Below are 17,405 nucleotides of genomic sequence, written 5' to 3'. Positions count from 1 at the left end.
TATCCATATCTGAATGAATGGGGTGCTATTTCATGTCAATCCATCGCAGAGTACGTAGTGCTGCGCTTATTTATAGATACATCCATATGCTTAAATGTCCCATCTGTCATCAAACCATGACAACGGTTAGTCGGGACAATATTCAATGTAGTTCCAAGCATACCTTTGATTTGGCAAGACAAGGTTATGTCAATTTCATGACACGTTTTTTCAAAGGCAATTATGACAAACGGTTATTTTCGGCCAAAAGGAATATTTTATCTCAAACTGCGATCTATACGCCCCTGACCGAAATCATTCGCCGTTGGATCGAAGGTTACTCCAATAGCAAGAGTCAGCCCTTGCATATTCTGGACGCAGGTGCAGGAGAGGGATCTCTTTTGCAGCAGATTACACAGAATACTTCATCCGTGGGATGGGGGATCGACATCGCCAAAGAGGGTATTGCCATGGCTTCTTCTACTTTCGACCAGCAAGTCTGGTTTGTTGGTGATCTTGCTCATAGTCCGTTTGCAGAGGGGCAATTGGACGTGATTCTGAATATCCTCTCCCCTTCGAATTATGAAGAGTTCGGACGAGTGATGAAGAAGGATGGCTGGATCATCAAAGTGATCCCCCGTAAGCAATATCTAATGGAAATGAGAGAGCTTTTGTTTGAGGGCCGATCTCATCAACTAGACGGCAGGGAGCACGTACTGGACCGATTTACCGAGCATCATTATCTCATAGACAGTATTCCGCTAACATACACTATGCCTGTAACGAAAGTCATGATGGATTCGCTGATTCATATGACGCCACTCGCCTGGCATGGAAAAGAATCAGCCATAGCCAGCATTCAAGAGACCTTGACGCAGATTACAATTGATTTAGAAATACTGGTGGGAAAGCGCAGATAAGCTCTATAGCCATTAAGGCATCATTTTCATCATCATTGAACAATCAAAAAAGCCCGGGAAGTTCCTGTTGGAACGTTTCCCGGCTTTTTCAATGTGATCTGAGGGCAACTCATCTGATGTATTGAAATCAATTATTTCCAGTTGTCTTCAATAAATTCATCCCGTCCAGATATCGCACGGTCTTCCTTGTAATGCTTCTCATTTTTCTTGTGGTAATCCTGATGGTAGTCTTCTGCCGGATAGAACATAACTGCATCCCGAATCTCCGTTACAACCGGTTGGTTGAATCGTCCACTTGCTGACAACTCTTGCTTGGACTGCTCTGCGAGCTCACGTTGACGTTCATTATGGACGAAGATCGCTGTCCGGTATTGAGTACCACGATCCTGAAATTGCCCTCCATCATCGGTTGGGTCAATCTGAGGCCAATAGAGCTCCAACAGTCGTTCGTACGGGAATATCTCTGGATCAAAGGTAATTTCAACGACTTCGACATGACCGGTCTCCCCGGTTTTGACCTGCTCATATGTTGGATTATCGACGTGACCGCCGGTATAGCCGGATACAATACCATGAATGCCTGGCTGTTCTTCAAATGGTGTAACCATACACCAGAAGCATCCGCCGGCAAATGTAGCTTTTTCCATTCAGATTCATCCCTTTCTTTTGTACATCTATATCTTAAAACAAAAAGAGGTTGATGGAAAGCCACCTCGTGGACTTCCATCAACCTCTTAAGATCATTTGTTTGTATTAACCGTCATTCAAATTGCTCATTGCCGACTTAATATATTCAAGAGATCTTGAACGCGTTACCCGCGGCTGCGACCCATGGAACGGAAGATCAAGCTTACGATCGCTACAAGTACGATAGCACCGATTAATGCCGGCACAATGTAGAATCCGCCCATTTCAGGACCCATATCTCCCAGAATCACTCCGCCTAACCATCCGCCGATAAAACCGGCAATGATGTTACCGATAACGCCGCCGGGAATGTCACGACCAACAATCAGACCTGCCAACCAACCAATGATACCACCGATAATTAATGACCATAACCAACCCATATCAATCACCTCTAATTAAAGTTTTTGTTGTTGTCTGTCTACTATTAACCGCTACAGAAGCATTTAAACAGTTGGCATAAAAATTGTTGTATATTACCTTTTGTTCATATGCCCTCTTCTCTGCCAAACAGCCCTTAACACAGGATTGAAAACAGATCGCGTCACTTCCCGGCATCTTACACAGTTCAAGACTGCGTTATGTACCTCCCGAAAGTCATTGTATGTTAGATCAGACCGCCTTAGTATAACCAATTGAGGTGAGAATATTTTTGGTCTATTTTAAAAAGTTAGCGTACAGCAAGGAAGCCGTTCCGGTTACGAATCGTTCTTCCGATCGCTGTTATCCCCGGATTTTTTTGCATTCCCTATATAGTAGGGAAAATCCGTTGATAAAGGCAAGATAATGCTTACGAAGTAGCTTTCTTACAGAAATCTTTTGGCTTCGCTTCTTCAGAATCGATTTCGTACCCTCCACTAGATTGTCCTTATCTATCCAAAATTTTTAAGACCGTTAAAATATTTAGAAATTAATAAAACCCTGCACGCCCCTTGCCTGGCTGGGCCAGCCAGTTGTGTTTATGGCTCTTGTCCAGCTCTCCTCGCATCGATTGAATGATCTGCACAATGTCTGTCTGTCCATTCTGATGCCATTCCAGCGCTGCGCTGACATACAGCTCTCCCAGCTGTGCAAGTGAAAAGGTATCCGTCAGTCGCGCAGCTTCCTGCGTGCCCTCTTCCCCTGCGAAGACAGCAAAGCCTCGCTGGTTCAAATATTGCAGGCGGAGCCCTTCATCCGGCAGCGGTATTTCATACGCCCGATCAAACCGTCCGGCACGGTTCATGAGCCCCGGGTCTATTTTCTCCGGATAATTCGTTGTGCCAATGAGGAAAATGCCCTCTTTGGATGTTGCCCCATCCAGTGTATTTAGGAAAAGGAACGGACTTCATCCGGCATAGAATCGATATCCTCAATAATCAGCACCATCGGCGCCAGACGTTTGGCTGCTTCAAATACTTCACGTACCGATTCGCTATTGGTGTATTCGGTAATTTGCCAATATGCAGCAGGACCCGGAATGCTCCCGGCAATGGATTTCACAAGGGTCGTCTTACCGTTCCCCGGGTGTCCATAGAGCAGAATCCCCCGTTTATATGGGATATCGTAATCTCGATAAAAGGAGCGATCCGCCTCGAAAAACTGGTCCAGAGAACGAAAAATATCCTGTTTAATTTGCGGAGATAGCACGACCTCGTCTCTCCCCACAGAGCGGGTAATGGATTCGACATGACGGTCACTGCCATTGCGGGCATCCGTGTATACCGTAACCTTTTTCATATTTTGCTGCCGTTCCCGTTCTCTTACACTGCCCAGAAACTGCTTCAATTCCTCTTCTCCTGTAGCAAAAACAAAATCCTCATTGTAGATCCCGTTCTCCCGGAAGAACGGAATGCGGACAAGTGCTACGCCCCAGTGGGGATAAGCAAATACATTGTTGCGAATCGAATAATGTATACCATAGGTTGGCGCATCTCCATCGTCTTCATAATGCAGTGTGCGCAGCTCCAGATCTTCGAAAATCCGGGCAACCAGCTCCACTTCGGTACTGTTGCTTTGCAGATCTTCTTTAAGCAGATCCCAGTATTCACTGTTTGGATCATCGCTGGCATAGAGTTCATAACGAACACCATATCGATTGCCTAGCGCTTCAATAATGCCGCGAATCAAGCGGGCATATATGGCATAGCCTTCGTTTCGGATTTGACTGTCTTGTTGCTCATAGGAATAAATAACTCCATTAGGATTCATTTGTTTTTTCTCTACGGTCATTACTTAGCTCCCTTCACAGCGGCAAGTGGTTTACATTTGGCTACAACTTGAGCCAGACCTGCGCCGGTCACACTATCCATAATTTCATCGACATTTTTATACGCTTGCGGCGATTCATCTATAATGGTTTCAAGCGAACGCTGGTTCACCACAATCTCATCTTCAGTTCCTACGCCCAGCGCCGAGGCAAAATCCTCCACGGTAACCAGACGTTTCGTTGCTGTACGCGAACGAATGCGTCCTGCCCCATGACAGATTGAATAATAATTATCCTTCCCCCGGGTTGGCCTACCATGATATATGAAGCAGTCCCCATTGAACCGGGTATGAGCGCGGGATGACCTGTTGCCAGATATGGCTTTGGATTATCCGGATGACCGGCAGGCAATGCACGTGTAGCTCCTTTGCGGTGCACAAAGACGGAACCCTGATCCGCGTGAGATTCCTCCCATGCATAGTTGTGCATCAGGTCATAGAGGGTGCGGAATTCGCACTTCGGACCAAACACATCCCGAAAAGCTTCGCGAATCGCATAAGCAATCAGATGGCGATTCACTACGGCATAATTTAATGCAGAGTACATCAAATTGACGTAATGGCGACCTTCCGCATGATCAAGCGGAGCAAAAACGAGTCTTGGATCGGCTGTTCCCAGACCATTTCGCTGCATCACTTTGGCAATCGCCGATGAACTGGTTTGGCTTACATACCCGCCCCATGCCCGGGAACCGGAATGAATCATAACAACAATTTGGCCATCGTACAGGCCCCAGGCTTCCGCAATCTCCCGGTTTTCCTCGGCAATCTCAATGGCTTGAATCTCGGCAAAATGATTACCTCCACCCAAAGTCCCTAACTGGCGATGAGCCCGATGCCATGTCATATCTTGTACCATATTCAACACTTCCTCGTCAAAGGCAAACTTGCTGCTCTCGACATGAGTAATGGAAGTAGATTTTTTCGGTGTGTAGCTGTCCGGAATATATTTCTTGGGTAAGCCATGCAAGCCTTTGCGCACGATATGCTCCAGGCGAATATCCGAGTAATGACCGCGTTGATTTGTCTCCATCGGCAGCATTTTCTCAATTGCTTTCACAAGTTTACGGCGCAGCTTCACGTCTTTCAGGTCGTCCTTATGCAAATTGGTCATATGCACCCGCATGCCACAGCCGATGTCGCTGCCTACGATGGATGGAGATACAAATCCACTCTTGGCATCCCATACCGCTGTTGTGCCGATGCAGGTACCTACACCGACATGCACATCAGGCGTGTAACTCATGTAGGAAATACCAGGGATTTGAAGATTGTTGTTCGCCATTTCGAACACCTTATAATCCAATGAGGAGAACAGCTGTTGTGCCGCATATACCGTTAAGTCCCCAGCAGGCAATTTGACTTTATGTCGGTATCCACCTGTGAGTTCGTTTTGGCTTGTAAATAAATTGGGTTGTGTATTCATAAATGTTTTTTTCCTTTCCGTACGTTCAGCTAATTCAGTTCAATTCAAAAATCGAACGCTAACTCTTTGTTAATTCATATCCATATTCAGTTAAACAAAAAAAGAAGCCACGGACAGTTCGCCCGTGACTCCTTCATGACAATAACAGAAAACAAAAGCTGCATGAACATGCCGCGTCTGTTCTCCATTGCTATAGCTGAGAGTAGCATATCGATTAATAACGTTCCAATGATAAACGATATGCATCTTCCCCTATGTCGCCCGTATGAGGCCAAAGAGACGATGAACTGGGTATACAATTGTGTCTGTGCTTCGTAGTGTCATTGTGAGTTTCAAATCATAACCAACCATCATGTCTCTCGGCCTCCCTTCGTAAATATTATGTTTATATTAAGCGGACTCGTTTCAATGTGTCAACCCTTTTCTTGGAAAATCCCCATTGTGCATATGCGTTAGATTGAACTTCATACTAATAAATTTTATAAAAAAGCAGGGTCTGAAGGAACAGACCCTGCTTACTCAAGCATATCATGATATTAGATATTGATTATTATTTTTGACAGGGTTGACCATGTTTTCGTCATTTCCCTGCTTGTTGTTCCAGTTCTTCCACCGGATTCTCATCTTCTTTTGCAGGAACCTTAGAGGACAAGAACCAACCGCATACCGCAATCGTAATCAGTACAATGTAGAACCCGAATTTCCAAATTTTATTTTCCGGGAAATGCTCATCCAGAACGCCCAACGAAGGGTGTGCCAGTGTAATAACAGCCAATTTAACCCCAACCCATCCCACGATAACGAAGGCTGCAACTTCAAGCCCTGGACGTGAATGGAGCAGCTTGACGAAGAAGGAAGCCGCAAATCTCATAATTACCAGACCGATGAATCCGCCGAGGAAGATAACGATAAACTGTCCACCGTCAAGTCCGCCGATCGGAGGCAATCCACTTGGTGGCAAAGCAACAGCCAACGCCACAGCTGCGAGAATCGAATCGACCGCGAACGCGATATCTGCCACTTCCACTTTAAATACAGTCATCCAGAAACCAGATTGTCTTTTTGGTTTTTTGGGTGTGGAATCCGCCGCTTCATCTGTTTTGTTTCGGCTGCCCATAACCTTTTTGACAATGTGATTAATGGAGATGTACAAGAGGTACAGGGCTCCAATCGCTTGAACCTGCCATACGTCCACCAGGAACGAGATCAGGAACAACGAACCCAATCGGAAAATGAATGCACCCAACAAACCATAAAATAACGCTTTTTTGCGTTTTTCGTCAGGCAGGTGCTTAACCATAATAGCGAGAACCAATGCATTATCAGCTGCAAGTAATCCCTCAAGGACTACTAATACGGCGAGAACCCACCCATACTCCAATAATAATGACAACTCCAAAATTGACTCCTCCTTAGTATCCTTATGATGTACAAAAAAAAGGACCTTTACCATTACTGGTAAGGTCCTTTTTATTCACAAAAGAGACCTTTACCCAGTATGAAAACTTGGTAAAGGTCTCGCTAACAACAAAATTGCTGCCAATAAAGCCGGGGATGGAATCCCGAACTGACGACTTTACTGTGAAAGCTACTCCCCTTTAACATAAGGAATATGCGGTTTTTAGTTGGAACGGGTTCAATAACCTGTTCTCATCATATTCATAACGATAAGCAAAGTCAAGCTTTATTTGACAGTCTGCGATCCAGCTTGCGAAAGACCAGCAGATCATAGATGAAATTGCCCAAAGGGATAAACGATACAAAAAATAAAGCGATCGGACGACGTAAGCGCCATTTTTGCGTGGTATACATACTCACCATAAATAATAAATACATCAGAAATAAAAAACCATAAATGTTCCCAAACCATGTGACCGCCTGCGGCATGATCCCCGCATTTCGCAATGGAAAAGCAACAAATAACAATAGCACATATGAAAGCCCCTGCAACCACAGCAGCAGTCGAAAGCGACCAAGTGTAGAATGTAACATTTTTTTCCTCCTGCTTCTAAATACGCGCAATGAATTCACTGCAACCCGTACAGTATATCACAAAAACGAAATTTACCCTCACGCGCAGTTCCACAGGAGCCAAACCCAGCCGAAGCACATAGGATATATGACCAAGATTGTTGCGAATATGGACAAGGAGGATCCTGTTGATGAAAATAGCCCTAATAGCACCTGAAAAATTGCCAGTCCCAGGTAACGGATCTGTCGAAATCTGCATTCTGGGCATTGCTCGCGAACTTGCGCTTCGTCACCAGGTGACGATCATAAGCCGTCAGATGCCCGCCCTTGCCATCACAGAGCAAATCGATGGCATTACGATCCGACGTGTGCCAGCATCCAGCCCCAACGAGTACACAAGGGCCGTTATTCGTTTTCTGAAAATTCAACCCTTCGATCTTATTCAGGTAGACAACAGACCCCATAGTATGGCTGCAATTAAACGTGCTTTCCCTTCGATCCCAGTGGTGCTCTATCTTCACTCGTTAACCTTTGCACAACCTGGGCCAGCAAGATTAGCACTGCTAAAAAAAGCGAATTGGATTGCCGTCAACAGTCAATCCCTCAGACAGAGGCTGGGTCGCAGATTTCCATCCTTGAGACGACGGATGGGCGTGGTGCCGCTTGGCGTGGACCTAAGCCGCTTTTTGCCAGCAATAAAAGGAGAGCAGCAGCTTCTGCGCAAGCAGTTCGGTATTTCAGGGCCTTTCTCCATTCTGTATGTAGGCCGACTTATTCCCGGCAAAGGTGTGGATGTACTGATTCGTGCCGTAGCTATTCTTCAGCAGCAGGTACCCGTACAACTGATCATTGCAGGGAAAGGACCTCAAGTCTACGTCCGCAAACTGCGACAGCTTGCCCGCAAATTAAAGGTTGATGCAGCCTTCCGAGGTCAGATCGCCCATGAACACATTGACCGTTTGTACCGGGCTGTGGACTGCCTGGTGTGCCCTTCCCAAGAACATGAAGCCTTCGGACTGGTGAATGTTGAAGCTATGGCTTCGGGACTACCCGTCATTGCTTCAGACAATGGGGGCATTCGTGAAATCATTGACTCCGGGAATAATGGATACCTTGTGAGACAGTATCACAACCCCCGAAGTTTCGCTGCATACCTGTATAAACTGGCAGACAATCCTTCTCTCGCCCGTTCTCTCGGAGAAGCCGGTCGTGCAAGTGCAGTTGAACAGTTCAGTTGGGCTAGGACAGCCATGCATCTCGAAGCAGCTTATACAAGGCTCATCCGGTGATTGATCTGGTTAAGGCCGCGCTTTCCGTCATGCTTTTTCACGTGACTGCCAGTCTGCAATAAAGCTATCCATATGCGGAACAGGGACATACATCATTTCAATTAATTCCACAATTATCATCTCTTTCATGGTAAACCTCACTTTAGCACAGGTCTGTTGGTGGAAAGCATCATAGATTCCTGAGCCTGTCCAGCAGCCGTGAGGAGCGAGCAGAGGGTTATTAACAATATATCCAACCGTCCCAATGGGAGGAACGACAACCCTAATGGCTTGAGAATCTACCCGATTGTCGGGATCTTTGACCAGAAATAAGGTATCCCCCACATTTAAAGCTTCTACGCCATGATAATGTTCCATTCCATACATGGCGGCAAATATTTTGGTTTTCATCACAAAAGCTCCTTTTACACATTATTTTAAATTTAGAAGGGTCGAAATTATTGATCTTCCTCATAATGCTTCATCCACTCTATGAGTTGTTCACGAATTTCTTTACGATATTCACGGGGTTCAATTACCTCCGCTTCGGGGCCAAATTGATATAACCATTTCAGGAATTCACGACTACTGTTCAGCGTTACTTCAAATAACAATCCGCCATCAGGCATATCCGTCATTCGTGGACGAACAAACATCTCTTCTTCTTTTATGTAGGGGGCCACCTCTTTACTGAACCTTACTTTAAAATGAATCAGTTTATCCCCACGATCAATGGACCACGTGTTTTTCATGAACTGCGTTATGTTGAAATCCCCCATAACAAAATGGGTATTAGTTTGTATAACGTCCAGAAAGCGACTGATCCGAAACAAACAAACTTTCTTCAGCAAGTGACAATAACCAATCAAATAAAAACGCTGGTCGCGCGGAATGAGGTAATAGGGGTCAATGTCGCGGACTGTGATTTCATTTTTCGTAAGTGTGTGATATTGAGTTCGAATCGTTTGTTGATCCAGAATGGCTTCAATGACTGGAATAAGCAAATTGGGATACTTCCCTTCTTCCCGGTATGCAGGTGTGCCCATACGAATAATACCTGCAATATTTTCTACAATGTCACTGTTTCTCGATTTCATTTTGGTATGGGCCGTCATCACCTTATCAAAAGCTGAATCAAATTCAGCCGGGAGTTGCGAAGTATCCACCACGGATGGAAGCATGGAGAATACCATGGCTTCCTGTTCGGTAAAATCCAGAGGATACATGGCAAATTCACCAATGAACCGATACCCTTTGCCATAACCTTCATTCATGATAGGGGCAACCCTGTCCAAAATTCGGAGATCGCGATAAATCGTGCGCACAGTTGTACCACATTTCAACGCCAATTCTTTGGCGGAAATTCCGGGATTCGCTTGTATAGCCTGAAGTATACGCAGAAGACGAATTAATTTCTCTGTCATGTAGTTTCTCCCCTTCGATATTTTATCGGCAAGGAAAACTAGTTCCTTTAGTCCGGTACTAAATCTTTAGTCCCAAACTTGTTTTCGCACTTTCACCTTATATGTATAGTCCAATCGCACTTGTTCGGCTTATTAAATATACAATCTCTTACTTGCTTGCGTAAAATTTTAACCTCAAGTCCATATACCTACGCCAGATAGCCTACTTGGCATTCAAAAAAAACGAAAAAAATCTTGCCTCTTTGACCAGAGACAAGACTCTTTTCATGTTTATTTGTGCAATTGCAATAATTTAGTCAACACATTGACCATATGGTCGCACAGTTCAGGAATATCTCCCATCTGATCTTCATTTACACTGCGATCAAAATGTACTTCAGCTGTGACAGCATAGGTTGCTGGCTTATCTTCAAAAATATAATGAATATGCTGCTGCTTTCGTTGTTCCGGCCAGCTCTGCTGTATTATGGAGCTAATCGCCGGACATTGAGTCTCAGGCTCCTTAATAACCATCCTGAACCGAAGTCGCAAACGGCAACCGAAGTGACCACCCGGTGTTTCCAGAATTTCAGCTGCGAGCTCCTCAAGCGATGTGCTCAAGACCACTTCACCTGTTATGTGAGGGTAGTCTCTCAGGCAGAATTGCAACACGAACTCTCTGGACATACGCGCCATCTCCAGCTGATCCTTCCGGTCCGTTATGGAAATAAGTTCATCCAAATTATCAAGATCATACAGGTGGTTTTCAAAGCCTACTTTCAAATTGTCATAAATCGTCGGATCAAACATGATGCGAAACCTGCCTTCTTGTGCAAATTATTCCGATTAGTTGCTTTTCCGTGGTAAATAGCTTGCCAATTTGCCTAACTGCGCAACTTGAACGAGAGGCTCATTCGGCCTTACCATCATAACGAATAACGCCACTATGCGGCAATCTTTCATAAATAAAACTGCATACGATACCGCACCTTTTCCCGTGACCCAACTTAGGACAGAACCTTTCCAATATAAAAAAAGCCCGGTCATTACGACCGGGCTTGGTTAAGGTCAGAATATTGAATATTCTGATCCCTTATTCTTCTTTAGCTGGCTCTTCCGATGCTGCCGGTTCCGCTTCATCCGCAGAAGCCGTAGGCTCTGCCTCAGCCGCTTGTGGCGGCATTACGGAAGCGATGATGGAATCAGCTGCCGTCACCAGTGTCAGACCTTTATCCAGCTTGATATCCGCAGCCGTCAAACGATCACCAATTTCCAGTCCGCTGACATCCACCTCAATGGAGGTTGGCAGATCAGCTGGCAGTCCTTCGACCTCCAGTTGAGTTTCCTGCGTCTGGAACACACCGCCTGCCTTCGAGCCGGCTGCGGTGCCTTGGAAATCGATCGATACACTAACGCTGATCGGCTTGTTCTTCGAAATCTGCAGGAAGTCCACATGCAGCAGACGTCCGTTACGTTCCTGCTGGTCCTTGATCAGCACTGGAACCGTTTTGCCCCCTCCAGATTGAGGTTGAACATCTCGGAGCGACCTGTACGTGCTACTTTCAGCATTTCTTTTTCATCTACATGTATCGCGGCACCTTCCAATCCCGGGCCATAAACGACTGCCGGAACACGTCCGCCTTGTCTTAACAGGCGCAATGCTGCACCTTTCTTTTCAGTTCTTGGTGTTGCCGTAAGTTGAGCCATTTTTCCGTTGGATTTCATGATTGAACATCCTCCTTCAAGGGATCCTTACTTCATATTTGTTAGGAAGCCATAAGCTTCTCTCTTAGACCAGAATGGCCTTGATCGTGCTTGGCCGAATCTGGGGCCATATCTATATTTACCCCAATGAAAGGCCATCTCAAACACTGACTTGTACAGTTTTTTTATTTTTCAGATGAAATGTATCTTTCTGATGAACAAAAAAGCCGCTAGATAGCGACTTTCAATAAAATTAAAATAAATGACAGCTTTTTATGGTTTAGATCGTATTTTTATCCAATGAGATCCAATCAAAATCAATATATCCGTTATTCTCCTGTTGTCCTTTGTTGATACAAAATAATCCGATCTTCGAACCAACCCAATGGTCGGGTTGTGCTTCAAACTTTGGACCAAGCTGTTTAAAATGTACGTTGTCCAGACTATAACTAAAGATACATAGAGCATTTGGTGCAATGCTTACTCTTAAATATAAGGGTTTATCTGCTTCCACTCTTGCATATTCATATTCATTTTCCCTGCCTTCTGATGGAAAACCCAGGATCAACGATATTTTTAAACGTTCCCGATCGTCTGAACATCGAGTTAATGAAACACTTGCATATTCCCTTCCGGTTATGACCACGCCTGCATGATCATTTTCCTCAATGGAGGAAGCCATAAGCTTAGCGGTTACCGTATAAGAGGGAGACGATATTTTCTGGCAGAGCACATTGGGCACATCATATAAAAGTGTTTCTGGTCCATTGGGCGGTTTTACCGCATACAGCCTTAGAAACCCTGCTTTTGCAGATAAAGAATACCATTCCGGTTTTTCGTTCGCTGCCCATTGCCACTGCAAATGCAATGATGGATCATTAAAATGGTCACTCACTACAGGAACGTTAATTGGGTAAGTCCCACCCACGTCAGGCTTTGCCCATTCCTGGACAGGTTCGCCGATCCCCTGTTCATTATGGTTATGCCCCATCACAGGCCAATTATCTACCCACTCCACAGGCTGTAAATGTATAATTCGTCCATATGCGCCCTTGTCCTGGAAATGAAGAAACCAGGATTCGCCCGATTCCAGTTCAATCCATCCTCCTTGATGGGGGCCATTAACGTTTGAGTTACCTTGGTGCAAAACGATTTTATCTTCGTATGGTCCATAGATGTTCTTTGACCGCAGGATGGTCTGCCACCCGTTTCTGACCCCTCCCGCAGGCGCAAAGATATAATAGAATTCCCCGCGTTTATAAAGTTTTGGCCCTTCAATCGTCGGATGGTTTACCGTTCCATCGAAAATATGAACAGGATCATCCAGAAGCCCCGTTCCGTCGGGCTTCATTCGGCTAAGCCCCAGAACGCTTTTCAAGCCACAGCGGCTTTGGGCAAAAGCGATGACCAGATAGGCTTGCCCATCCTCATCCCAAAAGGGACAAGGGTCAATCCACCCCTTGACCTCCTTAACCAGATGAAGCTTGGACCACTTCTTCATTGGGTCTACGGCGCTGCTCATAAAAATGCCATGATCAGGCATGCTGAAAAACACCCAGAACTGTCCGTCATGATACCGAATGCTTGGTGCCCAAGCGCCCTCGGAAGGACGAACCGTATCATAGTATTCGTAGGGCAGTCTGTCATAAACGTAATTGATGATTGTCCAATGAATCAAATCCTTAGAATGCAAAATTGGAATGCCAGGCGAGCTGCAAAAGCTCGAGGCAACCATATAAAAATCACTCTCAACTCGAATGACATCCGGATCTGCGTAATCCGTATGCAAAATCGGATTTTGGTACCTGCCGTTTCCGAGGTCGGCCAGCCAAACTTGCTGCTCTTGTATGGATATTTTCATTGAAATCCTCCTCTCATTCTTTGTAATCCAAAGGCGCATATTCAAAGTAATCGAAATCGGCATAGTTCGCGCTGGTTTCACCATTGCTGCTTGCGAACAAGCCAATATAGGTTCCTGAAAAACCCCCTGCAACATCAACGCTTAATATGGTTCCATCGGCATGCTCAATTAACGACTTCCATTCTTCCGGCTGCGTGCCAAAGTAAAAGCTGAAGTCTTGGCCTATCGCTTCCACTTTGAGGTATAGCCTCCCGATCGATTGTGCAGGTGCAACATCATGTTGGGCCAGTAATTGATCGGTTCCTTCAACACACTGAATGAGTCGAACAGTCTTATTCGTATCGTTGATTGTGCATTCCACACGGTATTGAAAGTCGTTATTCTGTAGAAGAATCAGCCCTGCTGTTTCCTTCGCAGAATGCGGAACGAATTCAAGTACTGTTCTTACCGCAAAACAAATATGCTGCTGTCGCCTGCCAACAAAGCTGGGATTGCCACAATCAGTCATTTTTTCAGGCTTAAGTCTTAATCGCAAATGTCCCGGGCGTTCCGATAGGGACATGAAGTTCCCGAGTGGAGTTCTGATAAAATTCCATTCCGGTGCAAGACATTCAGCGTCGAAATGGTCGCATATCGGATGCGATGGCCATCGGTGTTCCGGAAGGCATGGCCGCGACAGCTCAAGCTCAACGATTCCTTTGCCAGGATTAACAACGGGCCAACCCTCCTCCCAAACCAATGGCACAAGAAAGGTTTCTCGACCCAAGTTTCTGTAATAGCCTCCATAAGGGCGCGAACCCAAACAAAACATCCAACACTCGCCGTTTTGCGTCTGCACAATATCAGCATGTCCAATGTTCGTAACAGGGTGATTAAGCCCCAAGTGCCGATGAGTAAGGATCGGGTTACGTTTGCAGTTTTCGTATGGCCCTGTGATGCCTGTACTGCGCGCGATAGTTACTGAATGGGTATGGCCTGTTCCGCCCTCCGCGATGATCAAATAATAGTATCCGTTCAGCTTATACATATGCGGTCCTTCCTGAGCGTGAATAAACTTCATAGCCCCATCCCACAAACTGAATTTGGGCCCAATCAGGCAACCTTTAGTTACATCCAGCTCCTGCATCCAGATCTCCATGTGCTTTGGATATTGCTGTCCATCCGGTGGAAGACGGTTTGCCATCATGTAACATCTTCCATCATCATCGAAAAATATCGAGGGGTCGATACCTGGAGCATCTTGAAGCCATACCGGATCGGACCAAGGGCCAGAAGGGTCGGTTGACGTTACATAGAAGTTATTGCGAGCACCGGTTGCGCTTTCAACAAAAGTGGTAATCACGTAAAAAATGCCGTTATGATGCCGGATCGTTGCTGCGTATATTCCTTTGGAGCAAGGTGTGCCTTTCAGGTTGAGTTGAGACGGGCGATCCAACACATGTCCGAGCTGCCGCCAATGGACAAGATCCCTGCTATGAAAAATCGGAACACCGGGAAAATATTCAAACGAGGAAGTGACTAGATAGTAGTCCTCTTCGACTCTGCAGACGGAAGGATCAGCATAACAGCCCGGGATCACGGGATTGCGAAACGTACTCATTTTGATGCCCCCTATTGATTAAAAAATATGAATGAACTCATTATAGGGCAATAAAAACAAAAATAGTTCTGTTTTAAAGCTGAAAACTGCTTTATAATTTGTTATTATTGTCTTTTTAATTTACATATACCGTAAAGGATGAATACGATGAAGGAGATACTTGGAACCAAATATGCTACAGAAGATAACGAATTTACCATTCAGTATCTACATCAAACCGGGCATGTTTCTATGTTTAAGCCACACGCCCACCCAACCTATGAAATGTATTATGTCTTGAATGGCGGACGTGTCTTTTTCATTAATGGAACCGTTTATACCGCAAAAAAAGGAGACATGATTTTTGTTTACCCGAACGACATACATCGCACGACCAGCTCTGACGCATTAAAGTGCGAGCGCATTTTGGTTAATTTCAGTGAATCGTTCCTGTCTTTAGAACTATCGCGTTGTGCTGTCCCTTTATTAATCGGGAGCTGCGATACTCCATTGCTCCATTTTCCGGTTGATATGCAAGCCATCGTTGAGAAACTTTTGCAAAAGATGCTGCGCGAGTGCGAGACACAGCAGGTCGCCTACGAAACCAGTATCCGAGCGCTTCTTATTGAATTATTAATTCACATGCACCGTCTTGGGAGCAAGGGAAGTTTAAAGCAAATGGTGTCTACCCATCCCATGCATCAGAAAATGACTGAAATCTCCGCGTATCTGAACGAGCATTTTCAGGACAATATTTCATTACAGGAAATTTCAAAACGATTCTATATAAGTCCTTCCTATTTAAGTCGGACCTTCAAGAAAGTAACTGGATTTCAGTTCAAAGAATATGTGCAAACCGTCCGGCTACGGGAAGCAAAGCGTTTGCTCAGAGAGAGCAAGGAGCCGATTTCAACTATTGCTGCGAAAACTGGTTATGAGCATGCAGCTAATTTCAATGTTATCTTTAAAAAAATCACAGGCGTTACCCCCAGCTACTATCGAAAAAGCAGTCGTTAGTCCTGCTAAACGTGAATTATCCGTAGAGTTACCCATTCATTATACGTATAAGCTTAATAGGCAAGCGCTCCATTCCATGCCCCTGCTCTGTTAATAATCTCATTGTAGGTCGCTATGTCTGACATGGAGCTTATAATCATACCCGGGTAAAGATTGATTGTAACGCCGGAGTTGACCTTGATATAATCTTCAATGGCCTCCATGGTTGAAGGACCAGTCTTATGGTAGTTGCTTACGAACATTATCGAACCACCAGGATTGGAAATATAACGTTCACTGGCAGGTACGCCAGGGCCGAATCCGTTCTGTGTGGCATATATAATTCCGCCAGTTCCGGTATCCGAACCTACTGCCGCGTTGACGGCGTAACCCCCCCGCTGCCAATTCGAAATTTCATAGATATTTTTGTTGGTCACTGCTGCAGGGGAGATCTCCTGCGCTACATTGTCGTATACATTATTGAACGAGTCCACAATAGATGAATCTGCAACCTTGGGGATTCTTTGATTGCTGTAATGAAAATAGTTATTATACAAACTAACCCTTGATGGTGTTGAAGTGGATTTCGAAAAAATGCTCAGCACCTTGTCGATGTACTTGAATTCATTGTTTGAAATCGTAACGCTAGGTGAATTAATAACGTCGATTCCTCCATCCTCTGTTTTCCATATTTTACAATGATCGATCCAAACCTGTGTTGAATCTTGAATCAAAATTCCATCTGTTCCATATAAATCACCCACCAGTGCTTGATAAATCAAAAAACCGGACATAGATCGGTTCGTGGAATCCGTATCAATCCATTTGGCTGCTTTTAATTGAGTGTTAATATCATCCGATTTCTTGAACGTGACTACCGTTCCGGCAGTTCCTGCACCGTTGGCATTGGTTTGCAGTGTATAAGTGAATGTATCCGGATATGGAAATGCTGTCTGACTGACAAAGCTCTCACCAATGCCAATATTTCGAACAATTACATTCGTCGCTTTATCTATCATAAGCCCGCAATGATGAAGCATATATCCGCCTTCGCTATATAAGGTGAAATTAGAAGGCAGGTTAATCAAGGCAGCAGTGCTGAATGTATAAGGCTTGTTGTCCGACATGTCTGTTTTTGTTCGTGTGCCTCGGGTACATACGATATCTGAGTCTATACGGATGACCCTTGACAAGGAGGAATCTGCTTTGATTGCTGCTATTCGCGTAATAAATTGATCATAGGCTGTTACCGAATAAGGGGTTCCGCTCCCCCGCCCGTAGTACCAGCACCATATCCGTAAGGGGTGTCATCTCCGAGCGTATAGGCTTGAGCAGACCATGGGAATATGAGAAGAATGAATATT

The 17,405-nt window shown here is 45.1% G+C and carries 13 protein-coding genes and 3 pseudogenes; 3 read left to right on the top strand and 13 right to left on the bottom strand.

The features are described 5' to 3' along the window. Positions 1–32 precede the first annotated feature (32 nt). A complete protein-coding gene (locus tag ACTWJ7_RS10345) occupies positions 33–899 on the top strand; it encodes a putative RNA methyltransferase (RefSeq protein WP_301878273.1) in 867 nt (288 codons plus the stop codon). A gap of 131 nt (positions 900–1,030) precedes the next feature. Here ACTWJ7_RS10345 and msrA read toward each other — a convergent pair whose 3' ends face one another. The 6 genes and pseudogenes from msrA to ACTWJ7_RS10315 form a co-directional block, all read right to left on the bottom strand. Beyond that, positions 1,031–1,546: a peptide-methionine (S)-S-oxide reductase MsrA gene (msrA, locus tag ACTWJ7_RS10340; protein WP_301878274.1), complete on the bottom strand. Its 516-nt coding sequence runs from the start codon at positions 1,544–1,546 to the stop codon at positions 1,031–1,033. Positions 1,547–1,711: 165 nt separating this feature from the next. Next, positions 1,712–1,969 (bottom strand): GlsB/YeaQ/YmgE family stress response membrane protein, encoded by a 258-nt coding sequence (locus tag ACTWJ7_RS10335; protein ID WP_017686880.1) that lies wholly within the window; start codon positions 1,967–1,969, stop codon positions 1,712–1,714. A 527-nt stretch (positions 1,970–2,496) separates the two neighbouring features. Then, positions 2,497–3,776, bottom strand: a pseudogene (locus tag ACTWJ7_RS10330) (AAA family ATPase). 20 nt (positions 3,777–3,796) lie between these two features. Continuing rightward, positions 3,797–5,079 (bottom strand): annotated as a pseudogene (locus ACTWJ7_RS10325) (RtcB family protein). Positions 5,080–5,839: 760 nt separating this feature from the next. Then, on the bottom strand, positions 5,840–6,658 hold the full coding sequence (locus ACTWJ7_RS10320; protein ID WP_024633128.1) for a TerC family protein: 819 nt from the start codon (positions 6,656–6,658) through the stop codon (positions 5,840–5,842). 278 nt (positions 6,659–6,936) lie between these two features. Beyond that, a complete protein-coding gene (locus ACTWJ7_RS10315; RefSeq protein WP_079350635.1) occupies positions 6,937–7,251 on the bottom strand; it encodes a DUF3817 domain-containing protein in 315 nt (104 codons plus the stop codon). A 170-nt stretch (positions 7,252–7,421) separates the two neighbouring features. Between ACTWJ7_RS10315 and ACTWJ7_RS10310 the strand changes: the two genes are divergently transcribed. After that, on the top strand, positions 7,422–8,519 hold the full coding sequence (locus ACTWJ7_RS10310; protein ID WP_301878278.1) for a glycosyltransferase family 4 protein: 1,098 nt from the start codon (positions 7,422–7,424) through the stop codon (positions 8,517–8,519). Between the two features lie 27 nt (positions 8,520–8,546). On the opposite strand, the gene ACTWJ7_RS10305 is transcribed toward ACTWJ7_RS10310, so the two are convergent. The 6 genes and pseudogenes from ACTWJ7_RS10305 to ACTWJ7_RS10280 form a co-directional block, all read right to left on the bottom strand. After that, positions 8,547–8,909: an HIRAN domain-containing protein gene (locus tag ACTWJ7_RS10305; protein WP_301878279.1), complete on the bottom strand. Its 363-nt coding sequence runs from the start codon at positions 8,907–8,909 to the stop codon at positions 8,547–8,549. A 47-nt stretch (positions 8,910–8,956) separates the two neighbouring features. Beyond that, a complete protein-coding gene (locus tag ACTWJ7_RS10300; RefSeq protein ID WP_079350638.1) occupies positions 8,957–9,922 on the bottom strand; it encodes a helix-turn-helix transcriptional regulator in 966 nt (321 codons plus the stop codon). Positions 9,923–10,192: 270 nt separating this feature from the next. Continuing rightward, entirely contained in the window at positions 10,193–10,711 is a 519-nt protein-coding gene (locus tag ACTWJ7_RS10295) for a hypothetical protein (RefSeq protein ID WP_301878280.1), read from the bottom strand. A 283-nt stretch (positions 10,712–10,994) separates the two neighbouring features. Next, positions 10,995–11,626: pseudogene (locus ACTWJ7_RS10290) on the bottom strand (50S ribosomal protein L25). A gap of 259 nt (positions 11,627–11,885) precedes the next feature. Continuing rightward, positions 11,886–13,466 (bottom strand): glycoside hydrolase family 43 protein, encoded by a 1,581-nt coding sequence (locus tag ACTWJ7_RS10285; RefSeq protein WP_301878281.1) that lies wholly within the window; start codon positions 13,464–13,466, stop codon positions 11,886–11,888. Between the two features lie 13 nt (positions 13,467–13,479). Next, entirely contained in the window at positions 13,480–15,066 is a 1,587-nt protein-coding gene (locus ACTWJ7_RS10280) for a glycoside hydrolase family 43 protein (protein ID WP_301878282.1), read from the bottom strand. 147 nt (positions 15,067–15,213) lie between these two features. On the opposite strand from ACTWJ7_RS10280, the gene ACTWJ7_RS10275 reads away from it, so the two are divergent. Continuing rightward, complete coding sequence (locus ACTWJ7_RS10275; protein WP_301878283.1) at positions 15,214–16,062, top strand: AraC family transcriptional regulator; 849 nt, start codon at positions 15,214–15,216, stop codon at positions 16,060–16,062. Between the two features lie 53 nt (positions 16,063–16,115). On the opposite strand, the gene ACTWJ7_RS10270 is transcribed toward ACTWJ7_RS10275, so the two are convergent. Continuing rightward, positions 16,116–17,234: a pectate lyase family protein gene (locus tag ACTWJ7_RS10270; RefSeq protein WP_443145391.1), complete on the bottom strand. Its 1,119-nt coding sequence runs from the start codon at positions 17,232–17,234 to the stop codon at positions 16,116–16,118. Between the last annotated feature and the right edge of the window lie 171 nt (positions 17,235–17,405).

Origin of the sequence: Paenibacillus sp. 1A_MP2 (genome assembly GCF_052244825.1) — a bacterium.
In the GTDB taxonomy this organism is placed as follows: Bacteria; Bacillota; Bacilli; order Paenibacillales; family Paenibacillaceae; genus Paenibacillus; species Paenibacillus vandeheii.
Note: the sequence above shows the minus strand (reverse complement) of the source record. Positions and strands in the feature narration are given on the sequence as shown.

What these genes read in the sequence shown, in the direction of transcription:
- ACTWJ7_RS10345 (WP_301878273.1), top strand. Translation starts at nt 33, where the DNA reads ATGTCAATCCATCGCAGAGTACGTAGTGCTGCGCTTATTTATAGATAC.
- msrA (WP_301878274.1), bottom strand. Translation starts at nt 1,546, where the DNA reads ATGGAAAAAGCTACATTTGCCGGCGGATGCTTCTGGTGTATGGTTACA.
- ACTWJ7_RS10335 (WP_017686880.1), bottom strand. Translation starts at nt 1,969, where the DNA reads ATGGGTTGGTTATGGTCATTAATTATCGGTGGTATCATTGGTTGGTTG.
- ACTWJ7_RS10315 (WP_079350635.1), bottom strand. Translation starts at nt 7,251, where the DNA reads ATGTTACATTCTACACTTGGTCGCTTTCGACTGCTGCTGTGGTTGCAG.
- ACTWJ7_RS10310 (WP_301878278.1), top strand. Translation starts at nt 7,422, where the DNA reads ATGAAAATAGCCCTAATAGCACCTGAAAAATTGCCAGTCCCAGGTAAC.
- ACTWJ7_RS10305 (WP_301878279.1), bottom strand. Translation starts at nt 8,909, where the DNA reads ATGAAAACCAAAATATTTGCCGCCATGTATGGAATGGAACATTATCAT.
- ACTWJ7_RS10300 (WP_079350638.1), bottom strand. Translation starts at nt 9,922, where the DNA reads ATGACAGAGAAATTAATTCGTCTTCTGCGTATACTTCAGGCTATACAA.
- ACTWJ7_RS10295 (WP_301878280.1), bottom strand. Translation starts at nt 10,711, where the DNA reads ATGTTTGATCCGACGATTTATGACAATTTGAAAGTAGGCTTTGAAAAC.
- ACTWJ7_RS10285 (WP_301878281.1), bottom strand. Translation starts at nt 13,466, where the DNA reads ATGAAAATATCCATACAAGAGCAGCAAGTTTGGCTGGCCGACCTCGGA.
- ACTWJ7_RS10280 (WP_301878282.1), bottom strand. Translation starts at nt 15,066, where the DNA reads ATGAGTACGTTTCGCAATCCCGTGATCCCGGGCTGTTATGCTGATCCT.
- ACTWJ7_RS10275 (WP_301878283.1), top strand. Translation starts at nt 15,214, where the DNA reads ATGAAGGAGATACTTGGAACCAAATATGCTACAGAAGATAACGAATTT.